The sequence below is a fragment of the Polycladidibacter stylochi genome, assembly GCF_001562055.1.
Taxonomy (GTDB): Bacteria; Pseudomonadota; Alphaproteobacteria; order Rhizobiales; family Stappiaceae; genus Pseudovibrio; species Pseudovibrio stylochi.
Genome location: NZ_LLWE01000041.1, coordinates 123,959 through 148,993 on the forward strand (window position 1 = coordinate 123,959; position 25,035 = coordinate 148,993).

Consider the following 25,035-nt stretch of genomic DNA (forward strand, 5'->3'; position numbering starts at 1 on the left):
AAGTATGAGCCATACCAAAGCATCAGGAACATCTGCGGCACATATTGTAGGTATGGGGGTATATTGCCCATTGGGTAAGAGTTGTGCTCAGCTTGAAAAGGCGATGCTCTATGGTCAAGATTCAATTACACCGGTTGAGTTATTTGACGCGAGCATGTTCCTTAGTGAACTGGCATCGTCATTTCCCTATGATTTGAAAGGGGAAATTAAAGCTGCCGATTGGATGGACCGGGCAACACTTTTCACAATTACCGCTTATAACGAAGCGTTGAAGCAATCTGGTTTGAATCTCTCTGAAATTGAACCAGAGCGCATCTCTGTGTGTTTGGGAAGTTCTCATGCAGGCCTAGTTAGCACAGAAGATGTAGCAGTGAAGGCACTTAATGCCGAACTTGAAAAAGTAGATCCAAAAACCTTAGCAGCAACTCTAGTTTCCAGTAGTACCTCGGTCATCAAACGGCTCTGTGGTGCGAAAGGGCGTATGCTCACCATATCGTCTGCTTGTGCAAGCTCTAACTCAGCAATTGGAGTTGCTGCAGAACTTGTTCGTACTGATCAAGCAGATGTTGTCATCGCGGGTGGTGCTGATACCGTCTCAGTTTCTGTTATGGCGGGGTTCAATGCGCTGCGCGCTCTATCTCCTGAGAAAACTGCGCCATTTTCCCCTCAAATAGGCCTGAGTCTTGGTGAGGGAGCAGGAATTGTTGTTTTAGTCAGCGACCGCCTGCGCGCACAACTAAATTTGGTGAGTCTGGCACGTGTCCTTGGATATGGGCTGTCAGGTGACGCGCATCATGCAACTTCGCCTGATCAGGACGGCACTGGTGCAGAAAATGCAATGCGCAGTGCTTTGAACGATGCTGATGTTGCGCCAATACAAATTTCTTATATCAACGCACATGGTACAGGCACTGAGGCGAATGACGGCGCAGAGACCCGAGCTATGAAGCGTATGTTTGGTTCACAAGTTCCGGTCAGCTCAACCAAGAGCTATTACGGTCATACTCTTGGTGCGAGTGGTGTGATTGAAACAATTTCAACACTCTTACTTGCTCAGGAAAACAAACTTCCAGCAAATTTAAGATTGGAGGACGTTCGTAAAGGCTGTGAGCACCTGAACTATGTCAAGCTAATGGATAATTCAGGGGCACCTCAAAAGCTGCTGATTAATAATTTTGGATTTGGTGGCAATAACAGTTCTCTGGTTTTGGAAGTGAATGGAAAAAATACTTCCAATGAGGTGCCTGCTTACAAAGAAGATGACGTTGTTATCACAGGGATTGGGCTGCACACCTGCGCTGGTGATGTGAAAGAATCTAGTGCTGAGCATCTAAAGTCGCAGCAATGTTTTGCTCAATTGGATGAGGAGACTGGATTTACATCAGCACTTTCAAACATCCCACGATTTACAAGCAAAGAGCTTCGCCCGTTTGCACGTACAGCCCGCAGCACAAAATTTGCTCTGCTTGCACTCAAAGATGCGTTAGGTGATGAGCATGATCTGTATGCCGAGAACCTAAGGTCTGGAATTATCAGCGGTGTTGTCTTTGGCGCACAGAAACCGACCGAAAAATATCTTGAGAGTGTTTTCTTGGGAAACCCGGCTTTGGCAAATGCTCATTTTTTTCCAATGATCACACTCAATGCTACGGGCGGTGCAGCATCCATGGCTTTCCAGATTAAGGGTTTTACGACAACCGTTACCGGATCAGCCTCAGCTGCCGCTTATGCTGCAGATCTTGTTAAATACCAGAGGCAAGACCGGGCGGCTGTGGTGTCATGTGATGAGCTTACCCCTGCTCTGGAGAAAATCTATCATCGAGCCGGTGTAGTTGCAAAAACCAAAGAAAAACGTCCAAGACGTGCTCAGTCGCTGGGTGAGGCTGGAGCTGCAATTGCTCTTGAACGAAGATCCGAAGTGGACGCCCGAGGTGGGCAAGTTCAGGGGAAACTCATAGGTTGGGCGGTTTCACAAGATCCTATTGATATCTCAATGCAACGCGATGGCGAGGCATTAACTCGTGTCTTGAATAAAGCTTTATCGGCTGCGAATGTCGCGGCAGATAATATTCATCAGATTATGTTGTTGGATCAGGGACCGAGTGTCACAAAATCAGCTTGCAGCAAAGCACTGGCAAAGGTTTTCAGTGGCGAGTCAATCCAGATATATCGTCCGGCTCAAATCTATGGTTATGGGCCTTCATCAGGTCCGCTCATGGCACTAAACTGTGCGGTTGCCAACACCCCAAATGGTAAGATTTCTATTGCTGCGGGCTATGACGTGGTTGGTGAAGCTTTTGCCTTCGTTTTGGAAGGAGAAGGCAAATGAATGCACATATCGTAAACAATCTTTTTGAAACCCAGTTACGGGTGATCTTCGGAGACACGGACGCTGGTGGTATTGTCTACCACCCGCGATACTTGGAGATGGCTGAGCGTGGACGTAATGAAACGATGCGTGCGCTGGGTCTCGATGTTGGCGCTATGTTTTATGACAAAGATATTGGGCTGGCTTTGCGGTCTTCAAATGTTAAGTACCGCAACCCGGCACACTTTGACGATGCTCTGACTGTGCAAACACACCTGAACAAACTTGCCTCTGCCAGTTCTGTCTGGATCAGTACTATTCGTCGAGGCCCCACGCCAATTTGTATCGTGACTGCAGAACTAATTTGCATCTGCCGTAATACACTTCGGCCAATCATGTATCCAAATTATGTAACTGAAGGTTTCAAGCGCGCCTTAGCTCCAATCGAGGTGGACCAATGAGGTTACTGGAAGACAAGGTCGCCATCATTACGGGTGCTTCCCGAGGTATTGGCCGTGCAATTGCTCTGGAGTTTGCGAAAAACGGAGCCAATGTAGTTGTAAACTCAACAAAACCTTCAGAACTGATGGAAGAAACCATCAGATTGATTGAGGAAACCGGTGCGTCCTGCACTGCGGTTTATGGCAGTGTTGAAAAGGAAAGCACAGCCCGTGAGTTGGTCGACAGCGCAGTTCGTAGACACAACAAACTGGATATTCTGATCAATAATGCTGGTGTTACACGCGATAAACCTCTGATGCTTATGCGAGAAGATGAGTTTGATGACGTAATGTCAGTTAATCTCAAAGGCACATATCAATGCTCCCGAGAAGCTGCACGGCAAATGATGAAGCAACGCAGAGGACGTATCATTCAGGTGAGCTCAATCTCTGCACTTTCCGGCCGACCAGGGCAATGTAACTATTCAGCCTCTAAAGCAGCAGTTGTTGGCTTTACGAAGTCGCTGGCAAGAGAACTCGGCAAATTCAATGTGCTTGTTAACGCCTTGTATGTAGGCGTAATAGACACAGAAATGACCCGCAAAATGCCGGCTTCAGCACACAAAGAAATCACCAGAAATATTCCTCTTGGCCGCATCGGCACACCTTTAGAAGTCGCGGGTCCTTGTGTCTTTCTCGGCTCAGATCTCTCAACATTCGTTAACGGGACAACTATCAATATCAGCGGTGGAGCTTACACATGAACCCACATAGCTTAGAGCAAGCGCGTGCCATTACTGCACGCAGGCATGAAATGACATTTCGCCTCAAAGAAATTCTCATCGACTGTTTGGTGCTGGATCGAGAACCAGAAGACATCCCTGATGATTGTTTATTGTTCGGAATCGGCCTTGGTCTAGATTCTGTAGACGCACTTGAGATCGTTGTAGCGATCGAATCTAACTTCGATCTTCGCATTGAAGACAGCGATATGCGCGAAATCAGATCCATCAATTCCATTGTTGATCTTGTTGAATTCAAAACAGATTTAGAGGACGTGGCCTAATGTCTGGTACTTATGAAGTTCTTCGCAATGATGTGGGTATTGTAGATTGTGATTGCTGGGTAAGAATTCAGGTTTCCGGGCCTGATGCATGCGCTGCACTGGATAGTGTGGTTGGAGCCAATATGCATGAATTGTTCGACGGACACGCAATCAACACGCTTATTCCTTCTCTAACCGGTGGTGTTGACGCCATTTTATGGATCGCAGTGATCGAAAATAGCTACTTGCTGGTGGCAGAACCTTCAGAGAAAGAGGTGATCGAAACTGTCCTGTCTGAACTTATATCTGAATTTGATATTTCCATTACAGATAAGCAGTCAAATACCTCTCACCTCATACTAACTGGTCCAAATGCAGAGACGCTAGCTGTCAATACGTTGGGCGACGATGTTCACTCTATTGGTTTTCTAGGTGTTTTTGAGTTGCCGGAATCTGTCTTGGCTATGCGGATTGGCTATTTCGGAGAATATGAGCTTCATCTGTTTAGCGGAAAAAACCAACAAGCCGACTTACTGCGTCAATTTGCTGATCAGAGCGGAAAAGATCTTTTAGTGTCTTCTGATGGCTTACCAGCAATGATGGCTGAGATGCGAATTCTAAACACCAAGCGCGACATTCCACCGGGTGTGTCTGTGTTCGAAACTGGTTTGCAATGGATGATCGACTTTCAAAAAAACTCACTACGTGGAAGGAGTGCGCTGGACGCAAAGAAGAAGACCATCAGAAATCTATGCATGCTGGTGGTTTTGGAGACTGATGTCGTCGAAGCTGGGGGCCAGCTTGCTGTTGAGGGGCAGGAAGTTGGTTGGATTCAGTCTGCGTTTTTCTCACCTACGCTGGAAAAATGGATCGCTATTGCTTATCTGCAAAAAGATATTTGTGCTCCCGGCTTAATGCTGGCAACCCAAATTGGCCTTGCAAGTACAGTGTCAGCACCAGCATTCCTTAGTGTTTCTGTCCGCAATTCTTTAGAGCAGGCCGCTTGATGTCGAACTCTGGTGATAAACCCTCAACCCGAGACGGGGTATTTCTACGCGCTGCCGTACGACTGATGCTCTTGAGTTTGGTTGTTATGTTGTTAGCACTGAGTTGCTTGTACTTTGTACCAATCTTCGTTGCGCCATTTATCTCGTGTGCACTCTATCTCGCATTGTGGACTTATGAAAAACGTATTGGTGTGTGGTCTCCAGTAACACGCCTTATGAGTGTTTTTTATATGATGCTTGCTATAGCACGCTTTGCGGTCGAAGACATTGCATGGTCTGCATATTCTGCTCCTATTATCTATTCAGTTCTTGCAGTCCTAATTTTGTTTCTACTCGCCTTAGGTAAGCCTTTCACAATTTTCTACTCCAAGGGAAACGGGTTTTATACATTGCATTATCGTGCCTCCCTGATGTGGGGGCTACTGCATGTATGTGCTGCATTTTCTAGCATCTACCTGATGCCGAACATTCTCTTCCTTTATGTACCAATGGGACTAATGATACTTGGAGCTCTTGGCACTATCTGGCTAAATTTCATTTCCATGGGTGCTAAGTTTGACCGACAGGCTCGCTTTAAACTTGGGAAGTTTGAGTTTGAACAGGTGCAGAATGAACGACAGCGCGACGAGTTTTATAGGGTCATCGCCACAGCCTATGTAAGTGATCTGCAGCGCGCTTCGGGAAGCCGCAAGAAAATTGATAGGGCCAAGATTGAACAGGAACATCGAAACTCGGATGCAAAACGCCCCGGACATCAGGTTCCTTTTCTTGTCCGGCACCAAGGTAAAGCCGTTGGTGGAATCTGTATGTTTCTCGACCATGCAGAAAAAGGGCTGCCGATTGAAAGCGAGACAGACTTTAATGCTACTACCTATCGCGAGAGGGGAGCTGTTATTGAAGTTGGGCGTCTTGGTGTTATGCCTAGATACCGACTAGAGCGAAATTTGCTCATTGGCCTATTCAAATGCATCGTTGAGAAGTCTGCGGAGCTGAGAGTACATACGATTGTCAATGACAGCTTTGCATTCCAAGAAAAGCTATACTCGAAGATCGGTTTTCATGCGATGTCGGATGGCTACTACTCCGGTGGGGAAGAAGATTCCACCGGGTATGGTTTGACTGCCATTCCAATGGTGATGGATCTTGCTGATGCAATCCGCCTAGACACTCAGACTTCGACTGGTAAAGAAGTGATGGAGTGTTTGCAGCCATACGTAATCGAAAAGTTCTTCAAAATACTTGCTCTACAGGAAGTTTGGGAAAACTTCAAAGGCCTAGCTCTCGCAAAGGAGGGCATAAGGCATGAAACGCATTAGCTTCAGAAAAGGTGTTAGATTATTTTCAGCTTGCTGGATCTTGCTTGGCCTCGTTCTCTTTGCGTACAGCGAATTGCAGTTGATTGGGTCCCCGCAGATGCCTGAGCTGGTTGTAACGGTTCAGAAGGATTCCGCTGAAGATGCAATCCAGCGTTGGAACCAGAGGCGCTTGAGGGAAGCAACGTATCTGTGGCGGGAGGAGAACTCTTCTGAAGGGGATACCTTTACTGCTGGCCTGGCTGCTTATCGAATAGGCTCAATAACACATGATCCTCTTTGGGTGGCTTTTGCAAAGGATAAGCTTCTTGAGGCCACAGAAACGCTGTCGCAGTTTGCGCAGGCTCGAGCCTGGCTGGGATCTGCTCACGCTCTGATTGCTCGTGACTATCCAATACAAGGATATTGGCAGGTTTTTCCAGGTATCGGATTTGCTCGGATCTATAACGTATTGCAGGCAAATAAGTATCTGGATGAGGCTGTAGCGCTTGATGAGTTTGATCCGATCTCCCGGCTTATTCGAGCATCTACCCTTTCTGCGATGCCTGACATCTTTGTGTCGAAAGAAAGCGTTGGAAACGATATGCGGCTCTTGCTGAGCTGGGTCGAAGACCCATCAAGCAATCCTAAGTACAAACAAGTTCTTCAGTATGAAACTTTCCGAGATGAGTTCTATCTTGCCTATGCTCAATGGCTTGAGGCGAGAGGAGATAAAGCGGCCGCAAAGAACGCTTGGGACAAGCTTTCCAGACGGGCGGGAATAAAAGAAATAAAGGAGTTTGCAAGATGGAAAGCAACCAGCCTAACTCAGTTGCAATAACAGGTATTGGGATGGTTGGACCATTTGGTACAACCCTAGAAGATTTGTGGGTGGCATGTGAAAGGGGGCCGCAACCATTTCCAGCAGCGGAGCGTTTTGATCATGGTCTCCCTTCTTCTGAAGCGCATAAAGTTGACATGCGGCAGGAATTTGGAACTGGTCAGCTTTCCCGTGCTCCTCTGGTTTCTCAATACGCTATGTTCGCAATCAACCGAGCGCTTCAACAAGCTGGAATTATTTTGGATCGCAGGAAAAAAAACTCTGAAATTGCGATTATATTCGGTACGTCCAATGGACCGGGTGCAGCAACTCAGCAGATCTACGATGATTTGATCGATCAAGGGCCAGCAGGTGTTAAACCGCGCACCTTTCAGGAATCTGTCTTCAATGCTCCAGCCAGTCTAGCCAGCATTCATTACGGCATTACCGGGGCGATTCAAGTCGTGCCTGCCAGTAGCAATTCAGGTGCTGCCGTTTTGTATCAAGCGCAACTCTTACTAGCTCAACCAAACATCACAACGGCCATTGCAATTTGCTCCGAAGAGCTATGTGACGCTTTGCAAGTCGGCTTGCACGATTTGAAGTGGCACGCTGGCTACAACGCTGATGGAAGCCTTACTTCTGGCGCTGTGATGGCGGAAGGAGCGGTGGCGTTGGTACTGGAACAGACATCAGTTGCTAAAAAACGTGAAGCCAAGGTTCTAGCTGAAATCACAGGTGTTGGGTTTAGCAATGATACTGCAGCCGTTGGTAAGCCAGATAAAGCCGGAGGTGGGATGATCGCAGCGATAAACAGCTGTCTGGAAGATGCTGAAATTACCCCTGCACATGTTCATAAAATTATCCCAGGAGCTACTGGGACAAATGTTGAGTTCCAGCTAGAGACCAATGCGATTGAAAAGGTGTTTTCAACCACAGAAAAACGAATTACTCCGGCCAAGAGCGTTCTTGGTTGCGCCATGGGAAGCTCGTTGTTTTTTGAGATTGCTCTTGCAGTTCAAGCTTTTGCTGAAAGACGTTTTCCAACTGAGCCGACAAATAATAAAGATGAAGTAACGCTGCGAAATGTACTCTGTAATGCCATTGGCTTGAATGGGCAATTTGGCTCCGTTCTGGTGAAGGAAGCACTATGAACACAACTTGCTGGTTGTTTCCTGGGCAGGGGTCGCAGAGACAAGCGATGGGTAAAGACTTTTTGCAAATACCTACATTTTACAAGGTTATTGAAGAGATTGAAACGGCGTGTAACTTACCAGTTACCCAGTACATCTCCTCTTTGAGGGAAAATGATCTGAAACAAACTGATCGAGCCCAGCTCAGCATTTTCGCTATGTCCATGGGAGTGGCGGCATGCTTACAGGAAAAGCATCTCTCATCAATCGCGGTGGCTGGGCACAGCCTTGGCCATTTTTCTGCACTAACAATAGCAGGTGTTTTGGATTTGAAAGATGCCTCAATGCTGGTACGCGAGCGTGGCAGGTTGATGCTTTCTGCTAATGCTAGGCAAGCTGGTGGGATGGGAGTGGTTCAGGGACTATCTGAGACTGTTGTTAATGACTGCCTTGAGAAAGGCGATCTAGATATCTGGCCTGCGAATGTCAACCTGTTTGATCAGATCGTTGTTTCTGGTCGTGCTGATCAGCTTAACCAAGCCAAAGATGTACTGATTGCTGCTGGTGGACGTTGGATTCCTTTGAATGTCTCAGGTGCTTTTCACACTCCTCTGCTGGATGAAGAGGCTGAAGCGTTTGCGGATATTATCGATACAGTTACTTTCCATAAGCCAGAAAGAGTTGTCCTGAGTAACTCTACTGGGAGAATTTTGCATTCGCCGGAAGATATTAGAGATGATCTGAAAAAGCACATGACGTCTCGCGTCTCATGGTTTCAGGTCATGGCAAAACTCAGCTGTCTTGGCATTTCAGAATACTGTGAAGTTGGCCCAGGCAAGGTACTGACTAGTTTGTTATTGCGTCATTCACGCAAAACCCCAGTCGGCAGTACAGGCACACCGACACTTCTCAATCGCTATATGCAGAAGCAGTGCGACAGCATCAAGGCAAACAGCCTTAATGAGGATGCAACATGATCCCAGTTTATACTAATCGTGAAGCCGTAATAACCGGCTGCGGCGTTGTTAATTCTGTTTCCAATTGTTTTGCAGAGTTTCAGGAAGCCCTAATAAAAGGTTCATCAGGAGTGCGCCCGATCCAAAGCTTCCTGCCAGAAGGCTTACGCAATCCTAATGCTTGTGAAGCAATCTACTTTGATGAGGAGGCTGTTAAAGCCAAGCATGGTGCCCGCCGGATGGATCGCAGTTCCTCCCTGGTTCTGGCAACGTTGCAAGAAGCTACGCAAGCTGCTGGACTAGATTGGGCGAGTGTTGATCCAATGCGTGGAGCAGTCCTTTCCGGTTCGACACTTGGCGGGGCGAGAACCGGTGTAAGGTATTATCGGGATCATAGAAACGGGCACAGACGCGTTGCAGATTTAAAGGATTACTCTATTCACTCCGCAGGGTATCGGGTTTGCATCCATATAGGCACTCTTGGCCCTAATTTAGTGTTCTCAACGGCTTGTACATCCTCAAACCTTGCAATTGCTTCTGCGCTTGACCTTATCCGTGCAAACAAAGTTGATGTAGTAGTGGTGTCTGGCTTCGATCCAATGTCCGAAGTCTCCTGCGCTGGCTTTACAGTTATGCGCAATGTTTCTCCAGATCTTTGTCGCCCCTTCGACAAGAACCGTAAGGGGCTGGTGCTGGGTGAAGGTGCGGCAACCCTTATCATTGAGGGGGCTGACTTTGCGGCCAAGCGGAATGCGCCTGTACTGGCAAAAGTGCGTGGACATGGCCTTACCTCAGATGCACATCACATGACAGCACCGGATGTAACGGCGCAAGGGCCTAAACGTGCAATGCAGATGGCTTTAGAGATGGCAGGCGCTACAGAAACCCAAGTGGATTTTGTCTGTACTCATGGCACTGGAACAATCCATAACGATGCTATAGAGGCGAAAGCCATTCATGGTTTATTGGGTTCAGCCGCTGGTGATGTGCCATGTAGTTCAATCAAGTCAATGGTGGGCCACACACTGGGTGCTGCGGGAACAATGAATGTTGCTGCAATCCTTGCTGCGGGACGCGGCAACTTCATTCCTCCAACCCTCAATTTTGAAGAGCCTGACACTCAGAACCCACTTGCCATATCGGCAATTCCTCGACCTGCAAAGCCGTCTCTGGTTCTGTCCAACACACTTGGATTTGGCGGCTCTAATTGCAGCATTTGTATTGAACTTGGATAGGATTAAAAATGAATCGGGTTGTTTATCAGCAATATGATATTGAGGCGATAACTAGAAGATTGCCTCATCGATATCCTTTTTTAATGGTCGACCGAATTCTAAAAGCAGGGCCTGGCTACGCTTTGGGCATGAAGAACGTCACAATCAATGAACCATATTTTGGTGGCCACTTTCCAGAGTACCCTGTGATGCCAGGGGTCCTGGTAACCGAGTTCTTGCTCCAAACCTCTGCGTTTATGGGAGCCACCTCAACAGAGGATCAAGTGCCCGATCCAGCTAATACTCGTTTCTTCTGTGTCGGTTTCAATATGAAATTCAACAGGCCTGTTGTGCCCGGAAATCAGTTGAGTGGAGAGGTTAAACTTCTCCGCAAACTAAAGGATATGTCTCGAGTAAAAGCTGTTGTGACGACAGACGAGGGGCAGGTTGCCTCTGGTGAATTAAGTATCGCAATCGTTAACTAGGTGATTTTCATGTTTAAATTATTTCCCTTTGTCTTTGTTCTTTTCTTCTCACTTACCTCAATAGTGCAAATGAGCAGTGCTCAGTCCTCTGTTACGTTCAAAAGTGCCAAATCTCTACATGATCAAGCTCGTGAAGGTAATGAAGAGGCAATCAAGCAATCTATCGATGCTTTCACAAATCTTGTGAAGTCGGAACCTGAAAATGCTCTGGCTCTGGCTTACCTGGGTAGCAGCTATGCAATTTCAGCCCGGGAAGCGAGTGTTGTGACAAACAAGATCCGCTACACAAATCGCGGGCTTCGTTATCTGGATCAGGCCGTCACTCTGGCACCTCAAAATTTTGTTATCCGCCTAATTCGCGCAAATGTGACGTCTAATCTTCCTTCCATGTTTGGTCGGAGTGACACTGCCCTTGAGGATATGTTGCTCCTAGATGAATTGTATTCTTCTGCACCAACACCCAAATTGGCAGGTCCAATGCTGGGGATTTATGCCAAGCTTGAAGATGTTGCTCCCAAGAAAAGCGATTGGGCCAACAAAGCCGCACAAGCCAAATCTCTCTTGGCAGGGAAATGACCCGTGGGCAATATTAGTATTCGTGAGCTTTCCTATGCTTACCAAACGGATGGTAATACTCTGCCTATTCTGCGTGCGGCAAGCCTTGAGCTTCCAAGCGGAGCCTTTGCGACCGTATCCGGTCCATCTGGAAGTGGAAAAAGTACTCTGCTCAACCTCATAGGCGCTCTTGACCGGCCACAACACGGAAACATCAAGGTTGGTGTTGTTGAGCTGGGAGAATTGTCGGACTGGCAATTGGCTGGATTTCGCAGCAGGATGATTGGTTTTGTATTTCAATCCTTTCATCTACTTCCTGTATTAAGTGCGACTGAGAATGTTGCTTGGCCTTTGTACTTTCAGGGTATAAAGCGTTCCAAACGTATGGAAATTGCAAGAGAAAAGCTGGAACTAGTTGGATTGAAGGGTCACCTCAACAAAGTGCCAGGTAAGCTATCTGGAGGGCAAAGGCAGCGGGTCGCAATTGCCCGCGCTCTTGCTACCGAACCTTCTGTAGTTTTAGCTGATGAGCCAACTGCAAACCTTGATCGCAAGACCGCAGAAGAGATCGTTGTTTTGATGAGAAGCCTTAATGAAAATGCAGGTGTTACATTCCTTATGGCAACACACGATCCAATGGTTGTTGCTCATGCTTTACAGCGCATAGAACTCGTGGATGGCAAGCTTATTGAGCAAAAGCAGATTCAAAGGCAAGAGGTGTTGGCTCATGCTTGATCTGTTTTATTTGGCAACACTTAATACTCTTCGAAATACTCGTCGATCTCTCATTACAATCCTATCGATTGCAGTGGGTTGTACTGCACTGATTTCTTTTGGGGCGTTTATTAATTTCTCTTTTGAGGGATTGAGAGAAACAACGATCCGTACCCAATTAGGGCATATGCAGATTTATGCCAAGGGTTATTGGGAAAAGCGTATTGTTGATCCCGGCTCTGCAAAGATTGAGAATTTAAGTACATTACAAAAAGCTCTCGAAAATATACCAGAAATTTCTAGTGTTACTCAAAGGCTTACCTTTTCAGGTATCGGCGGTATCGGCAATGCAACAGTCAACATGTCGGTAATAGGAGTTGATCCAGAAAGGGATGAAGAGTTCGTCGATTTTGAGATTGTTGAGGAAGGGCGAAACCTACTCATTGGTGACAGCGATGTTGGAGTTATTGGACGAGAACTGGCCCATGGCTTAGGGGCAAAAATTGGTGATTGGGTTACTGTCATGACAACTTCAGTAGATGGCATCATCAATGCAGTTGACTTTCAGATTGTTGGTATTGTACGCACCGGTTCGACAGAATATGACAGCGTATTCGTGAAAATTCCTATCCAGTTGGCTCAAAGCGCTCTTGAGACAGACGGTGTCGACCGAGTTATTGTTCTGTTGGAAAAAACCGAAACGCTACCTATCGTTCGGCCAAAAATTGAAGCCGCATTGGCTAACATGCCAGAGCAATATGAATTTAAGCAGTGGGATGAGTTGGCAGGTTTTTATGAGGCCGTTTACTCGCTTTACACTGGCTTTTTCCGTATTTTCGCAGTAATCGTCTCGATCGTTGTTATGTTCTCGGTTGCCAATACTATGAGTATGGCTGTCTTTGAACGCCTCGGTGAGATTGGTGCCTTACGTGCCATTGGAGCGCCTCGTCGGACAATGGTTTGGATGTTCCTGTATGAGGGAATTTTTATCGGTCTGCTTGGAAGTGGATCTGGTGTTGCACTGGCCTACGGCCTCTCTACACTTGTTGACACTTTTGGGGGTATTCCAATGCCTCCTCCACCTTCGATGTCTGAGGGATATCAAGCCTATTTTCCAATCACATTTGAAGTTTTAGCAAGTGCAGTTGCTTTGGCAATGACTGCATCACTTATCTCTTCAATCTATCCGTCATGGGTTGCATCACGGGCAAACATTATTGAGGCTTTGCAAAAAAAATGATTAATCGATTCATTTTAACGTTAGTAACAGCAACGGTGTTTTTCGCCGGTTCGTTGACACAAACCCTTGCCGAAAATGGTGAAGATCTGTTGCGACTGGTGGATGAGATTCGTGCACCTGCCAAAAACTTCCAGTTCCACATCAAAGTCTCTACCGGCTCGAAAAGCTCATTGACGATGCAGGTGAATGTGAAGGATCAGAGTAAGGGACTTGTGCGCTATCTGACACCAAAGAAGAACAAGGGACGCTCAATCCTATTTGTTGGACGTAATATGTGGGTTTACATACCCGGATCTCGTCGGCCTTTACGGATATCTCCACAGCAGCAAGTGCTTGGCGGGGTTTCCAGTGCTGATATAGCGAGAACTGTGTACTCAGCAGATTACAAAGTCATGAGTGTGAATGCAGATTCCAGTCGTGAAAAAACGTTAAGCCTCAAAGCAAAATCCAAAGCAGCCGCATATGGACGCATCGCTTTGGTTGTATCAGCAAAAGATTCTCGACCACTTAGGGCTAAGTTTTTTTCAGCAAACGGAAAACGTCTTTTAAAGACGGCCTATTTTGAGGGATATAAGTCAGTTCTAGGGCGGCAACGTCCAACTAAACTACGCATTGTTGATCACCTTGCTGGCAATGCAATAACCACGATGCATTACTCTAAGTATCAGTTGAAGGATACGCCAGTTTCGTGGTTCCAACCTTCAAATTTGCAGCGTTTCTAGCTTTTTGATTTGAGTTTTCATTATGCGTAGTTTCAATGTGTTTTTGATTAGCTATGGTGTTTTTTCGTTTTTGGCCACTGTTACGAAACAGGTCAGAGCAGAAGAATTTCGGTTTGATATAAATACAGAAATCGGGGTCTATGCTCGTAGTTATGACTCAGAGAAGACTGATCTATTTCCAAATGGAAAGTCTGCAGGGTTACTGACAAACCAGGCAGGAGCGGATGTAAGTGTAACTGGCACGTTGGGTAAGGGGCCGTTAAGACTTTCTGGTAAAAGTCGCTTTTCATATCTGCCTGGTTCAACTTCCCCTGTTGCCGAAGTGACAGCTGATGAGCTTTATGCTGAGGTTAGATTCTCAGATCATTTGTTTGGCTACTTCGGCCGCAGAAGCTTAGCATTCGGTCAGTCCTATGGGTTTATTCCGGTTGATATCTATAATCAGCCCTTAAAGGAAAAACGACTCTACCCCTCCGACAAATCTCGCAATGATATGGAGGGAGTGGATCTGATCGGATTTGATTTTCTGACGAAGAATGGAGACACCTTCAAGATGTTCTATGCCCCAGAGTTCGAGTGGCTAAATGAAGGCTTCACAGAGGATAATTGGTATTTGAGCTACTCTACATTTTTTGAAACTTCCGGAATTGATGTAACAACATCTGCTTTTTGGGGTGAGCGTCCGGGAGTAGGATTATCTGGATCAGTTGCCTTGGGTGACAAAGTAGTTCTTTATGCTGACGGAACTATGCGACGTAACCGGGAGAAAAAGACACTTCAGCACTCAAAATTCATTGATGGATTCACTTTTGCATCCGGTAATGATAACAGGGTATTTACCTATCTAACTCTTGGGTCAGGATATACCTTTGACAATGGACTCAGTGTCAATCTTGAGTACACCTATGATGGAAGTGGATACTCACAGGATGAGTGGGATGATATCGACGAGAGTATTAACCTTGCTTCTTCCATGAGCGGTAGTTTAGCAAGCCGTGCAAGAGGACAGATAAATACTGCATTACGTCATCATTCTCTTCGTCGTAATTATGCCTTTTTAAGAATGGCGAAAGATGACTTGCTGGATCTAAACCTTGAATCAGAATTTACTCTTCTGCATGGGCTGGATGACCAATCTGGCCGTGTTGGTTTACGGTTAGAAAAGGAAATCACAGAAGGAGCTAGTATCGGAGTTTTTGCCAGCCATCGATATGGGAAAGAGAACTCTGAGTTTCGTCTACGCCCTGACATCTCATCCCTTGCTCTTTATACGCTTATAAGATTCTGAGTGAGGCTGTTTGATCGCACTTGAAGAATTACCAACTTTTTCTCGTGATAAAGTTATTAGATTGAACCGTTATGTAGTTATCGCGCGCCCGCTTCAACACCAACTTGAAGCTCTGGCAGCGGCTGCTGACCAGTTTCTATACAAACAAGAAGTGCACACTATCACATATCGTCGGCATCCAGAACGTGGTCGTTGTTCCCTAGCATCCCGTGTACTTCTTAAGTGCATTATTGCGGAAGTTATTGATTGCGAAACTAAGCATTTCCGTCTCCATAAGATGGAAAGCGGAAAGTTGTGGTGCCAAAACATGTTGAATAAGAAGCGTATAAATTTGGACCTATCAACTACAACAACAGAGAAATCGGTTGCTATCGCTGTTGGTTTTGGGTGCAAGGTTGGCATCGATACTCAGCACATGAATCCAAAGCAACGCCAGGCCTACGCAACCATTTTTGGCAAACATACTGATAATACGCTGTCTGAGATTGCCATTTGGACACGCATGGAAGCCTATGGAAAAATGAATGGTACAGGATTATGGCAGGGACTAAGAAAGCTAAATGAGTTAGCCAAAACTCCTGACTTGGCTGATGAGCCATGTCAGTTCATTGATTTTCACGAAAATAGCGGCGAAGCTCTAACACTTAGCATTTGTGGCGATGCTCATACCAGAATATTTCGAGGAAAAGCGCAGCAGTTTTCATTGTGAGAATAGGCTGTGAACTGATGAAAGAGAGCGTTGGCGATCCGACAATCTGCCATAGTTTAAGCAACTAAGAACAAGCTGTTGGCTAAATTATATTAATGCAACAACGCCGGGGGAGACCAAGAATGACCCTAAAACTCTACAGTCATTATAATTGAAGTGCCAACTGTTGAAACTGATAAGTTCTTGAGAACGGAATGCCTTGATGGTATCGGACAGGCAAGATATGGCGATCTTCATAAATTTCGTAACTATATTGAGGTGATAGAGGATGGGTACTCTCGTTCACGTTAAAGTCGCTTGGGAGCCATGTAAGCAGGAACCTCCTATATCAGGTAAGTATATAACTCCTGCTCATTTTTTAAACCCTGACGATAAGTGGCCAGATGAGGCCTGGAGTGTAGTCTTAGAATTTCACAAGCAAGAAGGTGCATTTAATTATCATAGAGGAACTGCAAGATTCTTAGTCCAGAATGCACCTAGTGATTGGTTAAAATCCGGATCTATTTTTGAAATGTTTGAAGGTAAAAAAAAGACAGCAAAGGTTACAGTTTTATAGCTTTATTACAATGCTTTATTCTCGGCTCTGTTGCAAAAACGTCGTTAGCTGTGAATAGACATTCTACAATGTTGGTTTGGTGATTTCATGAATGCATACAAAAGCCGTCATTGGTATTCCCCCATTCATGGAGGAGTATTCTTGTAGAGTTACGCCGCCAGTTTTAGTGTAGTGGCAGGTGTTATGCCGCCTCCCTAACAGAAACGACGGCCATATTTAGAACGCCACTTGTATTAACACGCCGCACTCATACCATGTTCATGGCAAAGCTGTGTCACCGATATACCGCTTTCCCCTTGCTTCAATATCGCAATGATTTGCGCATCGCTAAAACGAGATTCCTTCATAAATACAATCCTCAATATAAGGCAGCAAAATCTCTACTTTTAATTCGATCAATTTCAGAAGGGAAGAAGTGGTCCGGATGAGAATATAGGAAAGTTTGTTATACGTGAGATATATTTCCTTTACTAGAATATTACTTGTGGTGTATATATTTAAAGTTCACGGAGAATGTTTAATGGGAATATACTTTAGGGAAGCTGCTATCTTTTTGCTGCATATAATATCATTTCTATTGATAATGATATTTTCGAGTGCTGTCGGTAGCGTCCCAGGTCTTATTCTAGCTAACTATGTATTGAATAACTTCAATATTGATGTTCCAAACAATCTCTATGTCATTGCGGCATTTGGGTTTTGTATACTAGGGCTATTCATAATCTTTAATCTAAGGTTTCCCTTTTTTATTAATGGATTTATCAAGCTTGAGTTCAACCACCGTAGCCCGTCAAATCGTGAAGTAATCATTCTGCAAGAAGCTATGAACTTGCTTGAATCAGAAGCAAGGAAAAACAAAGTTCCACTTCCCAAAATTACATTCACTATTTGTGATGATAAGGAAGTAAATGCCTGCGCATATGGTACAAACATGGTTGGTGTAACCACCGGCTTACTAAATCATGCGGCAAAGCAAGGAGATGCAACCGGTATTTTAGCCTCTATCATCGCACATGAAATTGGTCACATAAGAGGTGGCGAAACCATTCCAACTGTCGTAACTATACTCTCTTTAGTGCCAATAAAGTTGTTCGACATATTGTTAGCAATTTTGTGTAGATTACCATTTATCGGCATCTTTGCAGCACTCCTATATTACATCTCAACAGTGATATTTAATATAATCGTTAACTCAAGCAGATTCACTTCAGTTACATTAGAATACCGTGCTGACCGCTTCGCCTATCGCGCCTTGGGCAGTGATTTCTTAATTGACTTCTTTGAGTATATTAAAACTCAGGAACGATCTGAAAAAGGCATCCTGAATAATCTACTTAAAACACACCCACCTACTGAGCTGCGTATCTGTGCCTTGCTTGAACTGGACCGGAAAAGTAAAGCCCGATTATCTAAGACTGAACAACCCTCCTGCTCTGACCCATCTACAAAATATGTAAGCGCTCCCATCACTGTTAAACCGCCGGACCTGTCCTTAAACGAAAACAGGACATTTAACAGATAAATAACAGGGGTTTATGACTGCAGATTACCAGACTTGCCGTAAGTATATCCCACAATTTAATTTATCTGAATATACATACGGAACAACTCTATTCAGCCAACATTTTTTGCTCGTTTGAAAATAAGCCCGGTTTTGCAGCAAGCAACCTATGCGGGCATAAGATTTAACACGAAAAGTGGTGATGGCGGGTAAGCCATCACCACTCAGTTTATTCAACAGCGCGTTGATTTAATAAACCTCACTATGATCTGATCGCGATCAGAACCTATGCGTAATTGATGTTAACAGTTTTGCCCCAGTTTTTCCTTGCTTGCCACTCTCGTTCAGCATTAATGCGCCGCCAAGGTGGAAGTTGGTTGCTGGAGTTACTGGTGAGGCGTATTCAAAACCAACTTGGAATTGACGGGCGCTATCGGCCAAATCGACATGCTTTTCAGCAAAATTAACTTCACCTTGCAGGTTACGCCCCTGCGGCAGACGTAGGTTTAGGCTTCCCTGTTCCATATACAGTGGTTGGCTGAATGAAAGTGAAAGTTGATCGCCGTCCAGTAAATTATTGTTGCTCGCAACACTCAAAGCAAAGCCGGAATAGTAGCCTGTACTAATATCGGATATCAAGCCGGCCTCTTGGCCATTGGATATGCCAAGTTCTGCATTGGCAGCAAATGTTAGGCCGGCAATAGGCAGTTTAACGCCGGCACTTAAGCTGGTGTTATAAGCTGCCAACTCCCCGATTTGCTCTGGTGTGTTGATCGCCGAACCAAGCCCAAGGAACGAGCCGTTTTCCCGCATGCTGGTGAGACCGAGAGTATAGGTTGCCCCCATATCCATTTTATAGGCCGCTGTTGCACCAAAACCGATTTTTTGTTTGTTATCAGTTGCTGCATCCATGTAAGAGAACATGCCAAACGTTGCAGCCCCTTCTTTATGCAAAGCACCGGCTGCAAAACCGTTGGCAGTAAGGCCCATAATACTGGAAGAGCGCGCCAGACGGGTTGCACTGGTATTAGCAAAACCAAGGTTTTCTGCCATGGCCTGTGCACTATCAAAACCAAATTGCCAGTTACCGTGACTTATCGGTGCATTTTGCTGATTAAACGCGAATGAAGCAAAGTTTGCTTGCAGGCTACTATTTTGAGCAGTGGTGCTTTTGAATTTACCAAGCTCGGCATTCAGCGCTGACGCACGTTGCTGGGTTAAGAGCTTGCCGGAAGTTACAAAGGGGGCGCCAAGACTATCAAACATGGTGAAGCTGGTGTTCTCTAATGCCTTGTTCAACGCCGGACTGACTACTTCAGAGCGTGTGAGGGTAAATGCGGAAAGCGGTGTTACGCCGCCAGCAGCTCTCGTCGTTGCTGGCAAACCTACTTTACCAATTGGTTTGAGTGCAGCTTCCAAGTCCATTAAACCATGACCGAATTCATCGTTGTAATCATGCTGGAAGCCATTGGTGAAAGTTGTTGTTCCTGTCTTTTTAAAGCTTGGAAAGTTATTGTTTGCTGATGCCAACATGCGATCAACAATTTCTTCTGGTTTTAAGGTTGGAAAAGCTTGACGCAATAATGCAACACTACCGGTGGCAACTGCTGCACCATATAATACATCAACAGATTGCTCATATTTTTGTTTGTCAGTTTTTTTTGCAAGACTGTAAATATGGGCGGGAGCTGATAGACAATAGGCTGCCGCTTGAAAACAGCCTGCTCCTTTGCTGGTTTTAGCCCCAACAACAGCATCTGCACCCAACAACTTGATATCCAAAATTGCTGCGGAATACGGCTCAATTGCTAACATCGCCGAGGCAACTGCCAAAGATTTTTCCTTTAATTCATCAACTTGCATGGGAAGACCGGCAAGAAAATGAATACCCTGCCCTTTTTGGGTTTCATATGCAGGAAGTACCAAGACACCATTTTTGGTAAAGTCTTTTAAAGCAGCAACCAGCTCGTCAAACTTTGGAATAAATTTAGTTTGCAGGACTTTGTCTGCTTTAATCGCGCTATTACTTAGTGCCCAATTTTCTGCAATTGTTTTCGCCGGATTGCTATTGGATGTCTTTAAATAGTCAGCATAAGTTGTATCGCCAAGTGCTAGTTGATCAAGTGCCAGCAAGCTTACTTTTGCATTTGCAGCTGTTGCTTTAATAATTGTTTCAGAAAGACCGGACATAAGCGGAGTTTCGTCAACCGCAACGGCATCTTGTACAAAACTTCCGATGTGTAAATTTGCATCATAAGCAACGCCTTTCAAAGAACCAGCCTCGCCACTTCCCGCCGCAATTGCAACAACACTATCTATGTTACTTAAAGCTCCTTTTTTATCTGCCGTTGCCTTAGTTACTTTTTTATTTTTAAATTCGGTAAACTCATTATGAAAACCTAGAGGTCCGAGAATGGAAATTGTTATTTCTTTACCTGTAAATGAGCTTGCATGCGCATATGCAAGCTTAATTGCATGGTATGCGCTTAAAATTGTGAAGGAATAATAATCAGCAGAGAAGCGAATGCTTGTATAGTCTGTTTGCCGCCAAAATGCAGCACTATTATTTATTGCGCTAACCTGACTTTGGTCTGGAGGTGTTATACCTACGTTATTACCTGGAAATTCACTTGATGGCTTAGGCGTACCTGGCTTAGGTTTGGTTGGCTTAGGTTTGGTTGGCTTTGGCGTTGTTGGTGTCGGCGTCGTTGGTGTCGGCGTTGTTGGTGTCGGCGTCGTTGGCTTTGGCGTCGTTGGTGTCGGCGTCGTTGGTTTAGGTGTCGTTGGTTTAGGTGTCGTTGGTTTAGGTGTCGTTGGTGTCGGCGTTGTTGGTGTCGGCGTTGTTGGTGTCGGCGTGGTCGTGTCGGGGTTTGTTTTCTTGGGTGAGTTAACACCTTGTCCCCCAGGCTCGCCAATACAAGCGGCCAACAAAGCTGTCATTGCAACTGATGCGACTAATTGTTTACGCATAGTAATTCTCATAGGTTAATAGGTTTTGCAGAAAGGAAGTGCTTGCCGGGCAGTAAATTGCCCGGCCTGTGATCAACGATCGCTTCATCAAAACTTCATGCTAAAGTTTGCCCGAAATGTTCTTCCTGGTGCCGGCATGTCGCTTTGGCTTATGGGGTCGAGATAAAATCTGTCGGTCAAGTTGCTAGCAGATGCAGTTAACTCGGCACCATTTTCAAATCTGTAAGAAGCAAAAGCATCGAGAGTTGTCACTGGAGCATAGGACTTTTGAATAGTCGTCACTGAGGTTTGCCAGGATGCATCCAATTTATTTGTTGGCCCACTCGTATAATTAAGGGTAGAGCCAACAGTCAGCTTATCTTCAAAAAACCGCTTGCCCAGGGTAAGTGAGAGTTTGTATTTAGGCGGATTTTGCATATTACTGTAGCCGCCATTGAACCCCCCCTTTACACATTCCGGTGTCAACGCAAGGTTTTTATTATGATAGTATTCTTTTCGAATAAGACTTGCTGTTTCTGCATCACATGTCTCGGTATCTATGTACATGGAGGCAGATAAATTACCGAAGAATTGCTCGCTGTCATAATCCGCCTGAAATTCAAGGCCAGAAACTGTGAAGCTGTCTGCATTATAAAGTTCTAGTAACATATCAGATAGGAAGAAGCGGCGTGTGATATAATCTTCAATTGAGTTTCTAAAGTACGCCAGTTTAAAGGCGGCAATATCACCTTCAAAAATCATATCATCTGTCACTGTAGAAATACCAAGTTCAATATTTCTTGAAGTTTCTGGCGAGAGTACTTCTGGAATTTCTAGCAGGAACGTGCCAACAGCAGATTCAAAGATGCTCGGTGCACGTTGTGCTTGACGATAATTGGCATAAAATTTCAAATTATCGTTATAATTATACTCTAACCCGACAAATGGATTGAGACCGTGTGACACTCTTTTAATAGGTTTGTGCACTTCAATCGACATCAGGATGTCTTTGTAACTAGGTGTTTTTTCTACAACAAATGACACAGCGCGGGCGCGAGCCTCATTGAAGGTTATTTTTCTTTTTTGATCCTTGACGTGAATAATTTTAGGTGTAGCCTCGATATTTGCAATTTTCCCATTTGCATCTGCGAAATTGTCGCCATAAGCAAAAACATCACCATTTTGATCTTTAAAATACCAACGAATAGTCCGTTTTTTTTCTGTGTGCCATTCATAATTGCGATTATAATCTTGCACATTGGAATAGTTGTAAGTTCCACCAGCTCGTAGTTTAAGATTCTCAAAAGGTTGATAGGTAAGCTCATTCGAAAATACAAATGATTCATAGCGACCACTTCTAGCCACACTATTAAACTTTAAATCTTCTTTGGTAAGTGCAAAGCCGTCAGAACGCTCTAATGTTTCACGCTTGAAAGAAGCTGAGGTATCAAGTGTGAAATCACCTATTTCATTAGAGAAATTCGCTTTATTGGATATATCAAGGGCATAACGATTGTTGTTCAAGTGCATCCATGCATAATCTAGCATGTTTGACTTCATTGCTTCAGGTGCATTGACACTACCATTGAGCTGGGCAGTCTCAGAGCCATTCCACCAGGCACGTGTTCTAAAGTCAAACCATTCATTATCGTCTGGATGCCATTTGTAGTCGAGTGTTATGCTGTCCATACGGACAGACCCATAGGGCCATTGGGGCAGCATATCACGTGGTTGACGGCTTGGCTTGGCAACAACGGGACCTAGTTTTTTACCGCTCTTGCTATACTTATAAAGTCTATCTGGCGTAAAGCGCATTAGAGCTGACGGCATAATTTCGCCGAAATTTCCATGAAACCGGTTCCAGATAAACTCAACCTGATGATCATCTGATGGACGAAGAACAGCTTTAGCTAGTGATGAAAACCGTTCAAAAGCAGTATTCGTTACTTCTTCACGCTCTTTGTAAACGTTCGCAACCGTGGTTATCTCATAGTTATAGGTTGGATCAAAACGACGATAGTTATCACGTCCATGACTACCGGCAAAGTAGTTCCCCTGTGAGCGCCGAGTTATTGCACCAACAAGCTCAAAGTTCTCGCCTAAATACGCAATTGTTGCGCTGCCGCTGTAAGCAGTGGAATTAAAGAAATTGGTCCTGTTATTACGTACTTCAGAACCATAATCATCCGTCATAAATGCATCTCGCAACGGATCATTTTCAGGCATAGCATTAGGAGTGATGCTATTGCTAGTGCGACCTATTTTCAGCTTGGCGCCAAATTTTTTCCCCTCTCCTACGATATCTCTCGCACCAATTGTTTTAATTTCAACACTTCCCCCTACAGCGCTAGCACTTGAAGCGTGACCGTTGGGTCCCTTTGAAATTTTAATAGAACTAATCAAATCTGGGTCAAAATAACTACGCTGTTGAACCCCTGCATAACCACGATAAATATCAAGTGCATTTTGCGCACCATCAATTGTAAACTTGACACGGCTTTGCCCCTGTATACCGCGGATATTAATATCGGCACCACCCCCGTTACGGCTATCGCCCACGTGCACGCCGCCCAATTGCTTAAAAACATCTGAGGGAGAGGTTTGTCCAATACGATTAATCTGTTCACTTGAAATCAGATTAACGGAGTTAGCTGTTGAGTACTCAGTGTTAATTTTCTTTCTTGAATTTGATATAGTTACATCAATTTCATCTAACTCAACAGTGCCATCTGCTGTTTTCGAGATTACTTCACCTTCTGAGGTAATTAAATCCCTATCGCCTACTTTATCCGAATTATCAGCCATGGCTACTGACGTGGTAAGTGCAACGATTGCAACTGATTGCAGAGCTGTTGCGCAAATACCCGCTTTTTGCTTGGTCAATTCCGGCAGCCTGAGTTCAAACTGCATTCCACCACCCATAGTGTATATGGTTATTACAACTAATGATGGCATTACTTATTAATATGATAACGAAAGTCAAGTTTTAAATTTTTTGAATGAAATTTTTTGCTATTCATAATCTCTAAAATATGAGCAGTCTCTATGTTATTCTCACCATTATAGTGTATTAATATTTAATATACACAATAAATGGTATGATTATTATCTGAATACATATTTTCTATAATTAATATTGAGTTCTTTTGATTAATAGACAAAATTTTATTTTAATCAACAAGCACCTTAGTTATTTATAATGAGTTATACTATAATGAGCACAGCGTCTGATCTTGCAACAAATCCCAATCTTTTATGGAAGCCACAGACTGGTAGCGGCGGGCTATACACAAAATCAGGTTTGCCTGCTCGTTTCGTTATCACAGACGCAAATGGGAAATTGCCTATCGTTGACGGTGTACCAGTGCGCGTGATCATCGAACCAGCTAGCGAAGGCATAATCATGGCATATCCGAAGTATTGACATGGAAAACGCAATTCAAAGAGCAACCGTATCCCTTATAGAACTGTACAGAGGCCGGCTTGATGATGAGTGGCTGGACGACTACCTATCGACTGCTGAACACGGCGAATGGGGCGTAGCATTCGAAAACCTGTGTGAGCAAATTTTTGAATTTGGCGTTTTCCCAAGCGAACAGGAATTTCAAACTATCTGCGAGATTGGTAAAAGTATGAAGATCGATCCAAATAGGTGGAGTTTTCTTGCTCCCAAAAAGAACTGAATATTTTCGACCAGTCGCAGGTGCCCTCAACTTAACCTGACATTGGTCGCACTAGTTTTCTCCAGACGCATTACAGGTATCAAGCATCGCGGCTTGTTTCCATCTTGCAAAAGCGTTGAGACGCTACAGGTGAATATCGATTGTACTGCGTTTGTCATGAGGGGGAACAGAATATATTGCGAAGCCTATAGAAACTTGCCAGAAATCTTTGGAGTTGCCTTGGCGATTTGAATTTCTTCATGTCTAGTTAGAGGTCCTCAAACGAGACATGCATTTTGACCTGCCCCCCATAATCTCCTCCAGTTTATGATAGGCTTCTACCTAACATGATGTGCTCCCCAATTTTCCCCCGGTCGGGAGGTAGAGATTTCTGGACCAAATCAGGAACACGGGCTGGATGCGTATTCCGATTTCATCA

General features: G+C 44.8%; 23 protein-coding genes and 1 pseudogene. 21 read left to right on the forward strand and 3 right to left on the reverse strand.

The window, feature by feature from the left end; genetic code table 11:
• The first annotated feature begins 4 nt into the window (after positions 1-4).
• The 18 genes from AYK67_RS15710 (at position 5) to AYK67_RS15795 (ending at position 16,484) form a co-directional block, all read left to right on the forward strand.
• Complete coding sequence (locus AYK67_RS15710) at positions 5-2,329, forward strand: beta-ketoacyl-[acyl-carrier-protein] synthase family protein (protein WP_068089046.1); 2,325 nt, start codon at positions 5-7, stop codon at positions 2,327-2,329.
• The gene (locus AYK67_RS15715) at positions 2,326-2,769 is read left to right on the forward strand and encodes a YbgC/FadM family acyl-CoA thioesterase (protein ID WP_068089049.1); all 444 of its coding nucleotides are present in this window, start codon (positions 2,326-2,328) and stop codon (positions 2,767-2,769) included. The genes AYK67_RS15710 and AYK67_RS15715 overlap by 4 nt, the downstream gene beginning before the upstream one ends.
• Positions 2,766-3,512: an SDR family NAD(P)-dependent oxidoreductase gene (locus AYK67_RS15720; RefSeq protein ID WP_068089052.1), complete on the forward strand. Its 747-nt coding sequence runs from the start codon at positions 2,766-2,768 to the stop codon at positions 3,510-3,512. The genes AYK67_RS15715 and AYK67_RS15720 overlap by 4 nt, the downstream gene beginning before the upstream one ends.
• Complete coding sequence (locus AYK67_RS15725; protein WP_068089056.1) at positions 3,509-3,814, forward strand: acyl carrier protein; 306 nt, start codon at positions 3,509-3,511, stop codon at positions 3,812-3,814. Before AYK67_RS15720 ends, AYK67_RS15725 begins: the two co-directional genes overlap by 4 nt.
• Positions 3,814-4,800, forward strand: a complete 987-nt coding sequence (locus AYK67_RS15730; RefSeq protein WP_068089059.1) for a glycine cleavage T C-terminal barrel domain-containing protein — start codon at positions 3,814-3,816, stop codon at positions 4,798-4,800. Before AYK67_RS15725 ends, AYK67_RS15730 begins: the two co-directional genes overlap by 1 nt.
• Entirely contained in the window at positions 4,800-6,116 is a 1,317-nt protein-coding gene (locus AYK67_RS15735) for a hypothetical protein (RefSeq protein ID WP_068089062.1), read from the forward strand. Before AYK67_RS15730 ends, AYK67_RS15735 begins: the two co-directional genes overlap by 1 nt.
• Positions 6,103-6,933, forward strand: a complete 831-nt coding sequence (locus tag AYK67_RS15740) for a hypothetical protein (protein WP_068089065.1) — start codon at positions 6,103-6,105, stop codon at positions 6,931-6,933. The genes AYK67_RS15735 and AYK67_RS15740 overlap by 14 nt, the downstream gene beginning before the upstream one ends.
• The gene (locus tag AYK67_RS15745; RefSeq protein ID WP_068089068.1) at positions 6,900-8,066 is read left to right on the forward strand and encodes a beta-ketoacyl synthase N-terminal-like domain-containing protein; all 1,167 of its coding nucleotides are present in this window, start codon (positions 6,900-6,902) and stop codon (positions 8,064-8,066) included. The genes AYK67_RS15740 and AYK67_RS15745 overlap by 34 nt, the downstream gene beginning before the upstream one ends.
• Complete coding sequence (locus AYK67_RS15750; protein WP_068089070.1) at positions 8,063-9,022, forward strand: ACP S-malonyltransferase; 960 nt, start codon at positions 8,063-8,065, stop codon at positions 9,020-9,022. Before AYK67_RS15745 ends, AYK67_RS15750 begins: the two co-directional genes overlap by 4 nt.
• Entirely contained in the window at positions 9,019-10,236 is a 1,218-nt protein-coding gene (locus tag AYK67_RS15755; protein ID WP_068089073.1) for a beta-ketoacyl-[acyl-carrier-protein] synthase family protein, read from the forward strand. Before AYK67_RS15750 ends, AYK67_RS15755 begins: the two co-directional genes overlap by 4 nt.
• Before the next feature lie 8 nt (positions 10,237-10,244).
• Positions 10,245-10,700, forward strand: coding sequence for a 3-hydroxyacyl-ACP dehydratase FabZ (gene fabZ, locus AYK67_RS15760; protein WP_068089076.1), 456 nt, complete (start codon positions 10,245-10,247; stop codon positions 10,698-10,700).
• A 9-nt stretch (positions 10,701-10,709) separates the two neighbouring features.
• Positions 10,710-11,276 carry a hypothetical protein gene (locus tag AYK67_RS15765; protein ID WP_068089079.1) on the forward strand — a complete coding sequence of 189 codons (567 nt, stop codon included), beginning with the start codon at positions 10,710-10,712 and terminating at the stop codon, positions 11,274-11,276.
• Positions 11,277-11,279: 3 nt separating this feature from the next.
• Positions 11,280-11,990: an ABC transporter ATP-binding protein gene (locus tag AYK67_RS15770; protein ID WP_068089081.1), complete on the forward strand. Its 711-nt coding sequence runs from the start codon at positions 11,280-11,282 to the stop codon at positions 11,988-11,990.
• Positions 11,983-13,209 (forward strand): ABC transporter permease, encoded by a 1,227-nt coding sequence (locus AYK67_RS15775; protein WP_068089083.1) that lies wholly within the window; start codon positions 11,983-11,985, stop codon positions 13,207-13,209. The genes AYK67_RS15770 and AYK67_RS15775 overlap by 8 nt, the downstream gene beginning before the upstream one ends.
• The gene (locus tag AYK67_RS15780) at positions 13,206-13,931 is read left to right on the forward strand and encodes an outer membrane lipoprotein-sorting protein (RefSeq protein WP_068089086.1); all 726 of its coding nucleotides are present in this window, start codon (positions 13,206-13,208) and stop codon (positions 13,929-13,931) included. Before AYK67_RS15775 ends, AYK67_RS15780 begins: the two co-directional genes overlap by 4 nt.
• A gap of 22 nt (positions 13,932-13,953) precedes the next feature.
• Positions 13,954-15,219 (forward strand): hypothetical protein, encoded by a 1,266-nt coding sequence (locus AYK67_RS15785; RefSeq protein ID WP_068089089.1) that lies wholly within the window; start codon positions 13,954-13,956, stop codon positions 15,217-15,219.
• Between the two features lie 10 nt (positions 15,220-15,229).
• Entirely contained in the window at positions 15,230-15,928 is a 699-nt protein-coding gene (locus tag AYK67_RS15790; RefSeq protein ID WP_068089092.1) for a 4'-phosphopantetheinyl transferase family protein, read from the forward strand.
• Positions 15,929-16,196: 268 nt separating this feature from the next.
• Positions 16,197-16,484 carry a hypothetical protein gene (locus AYK67_RS15795; protein ID WP_068089096.1) on the forward strand — a complete coding sequence of 96 codons (288 nt, stop codon included), beginning with the start codon at positions 16,197-16,199 and terminating at the stop codon, positions 16,482-16,484.
• A gap of 236 nt (positions 16,485-16,720) precedes the next feature.
• Here AYK67_RS15795 and AYK67_RS17195 read toward each other — a convergent pair.
• Positions 16,721-16,831: pseudogene (locus tag AYK67_RS17195) on the reverse strand (transposase); the annotation flags it as partial.
• 173 nt (positions 16,832-17,004) lie between these two features.
• Here AYK67_RS17195 and AYK67_RS15800 point away from each other — a divergent pair.
• Positions 17,005-18,006, forward strand: a complete 1,002-nt coding sequence (locus tag AYK67_RS15800) for a M48 family metalloprotease (protein WP_156453191.1) — start codon at positions 17,005-17,007, stop codon at positions 18,004-18,006.
• A gap of 258 nt (positions 18,007-18,264) precedes the next feature.
• On the opposite strand, the gene AYK67_RS17315 is transcribed toward AYK67_RS15800, so the two are convergent.
• Both AYK67_RS17315 and AYK67_RS15810 read right to left on the reverse strand, forming a co-directional pair.
• Complete coding sequence (locus tag AYK67_RS17315; RefSeq protein WP_068089102.1) at positions 18,265-20,955, reverse strand: S8/S53 family peptidase; 2,691 nt, start codon at positions 20,953-20,955, stop codon at positions 18,265-18,267.
• Between the two features lie 87 nt (positions 20,956-21,042).
• Positions 21,043-23,844, reverse strand: a complete 2,802-nt coding sequence (locus AYK67_RS15810; RefSeq protein WP_068089105.1) for a TonB-dependent receptor domain-containing protein — start codon at positions 23,842-23,844, stop codon at positions 21,043-21,045.
• Positions 23,845-24,148: 304 nt separating this feature from the next.
• Between AYK67_RS15810 and AYK67_RS15815 the strand changes: the two genes are divergently transcribed.
• Positions 24,149-24,358: a hypothetical protein gene (locus AYK67_RS15815; protein WP_068089108.1), complete on the forward strand. Its 210-nt coding sequence runs from the start codon at positions 24,149-24,151 to the stop codon at positions 24,356-24,358.
• A 1-nt stretch (position 24,359) separates the two neighbouring features.
• Complete coding sequence (locus AYK67_RS15820; protein WP_068089112.1) at positions 24,360-24,617, forward strand: MafI family immunity protein; 258 nt, start codon at positions 24,360-24,362, stop codon at positions 24,615-24,617.
• Positions 24,618-25,035: the final 418 nt, after the last annotated feature.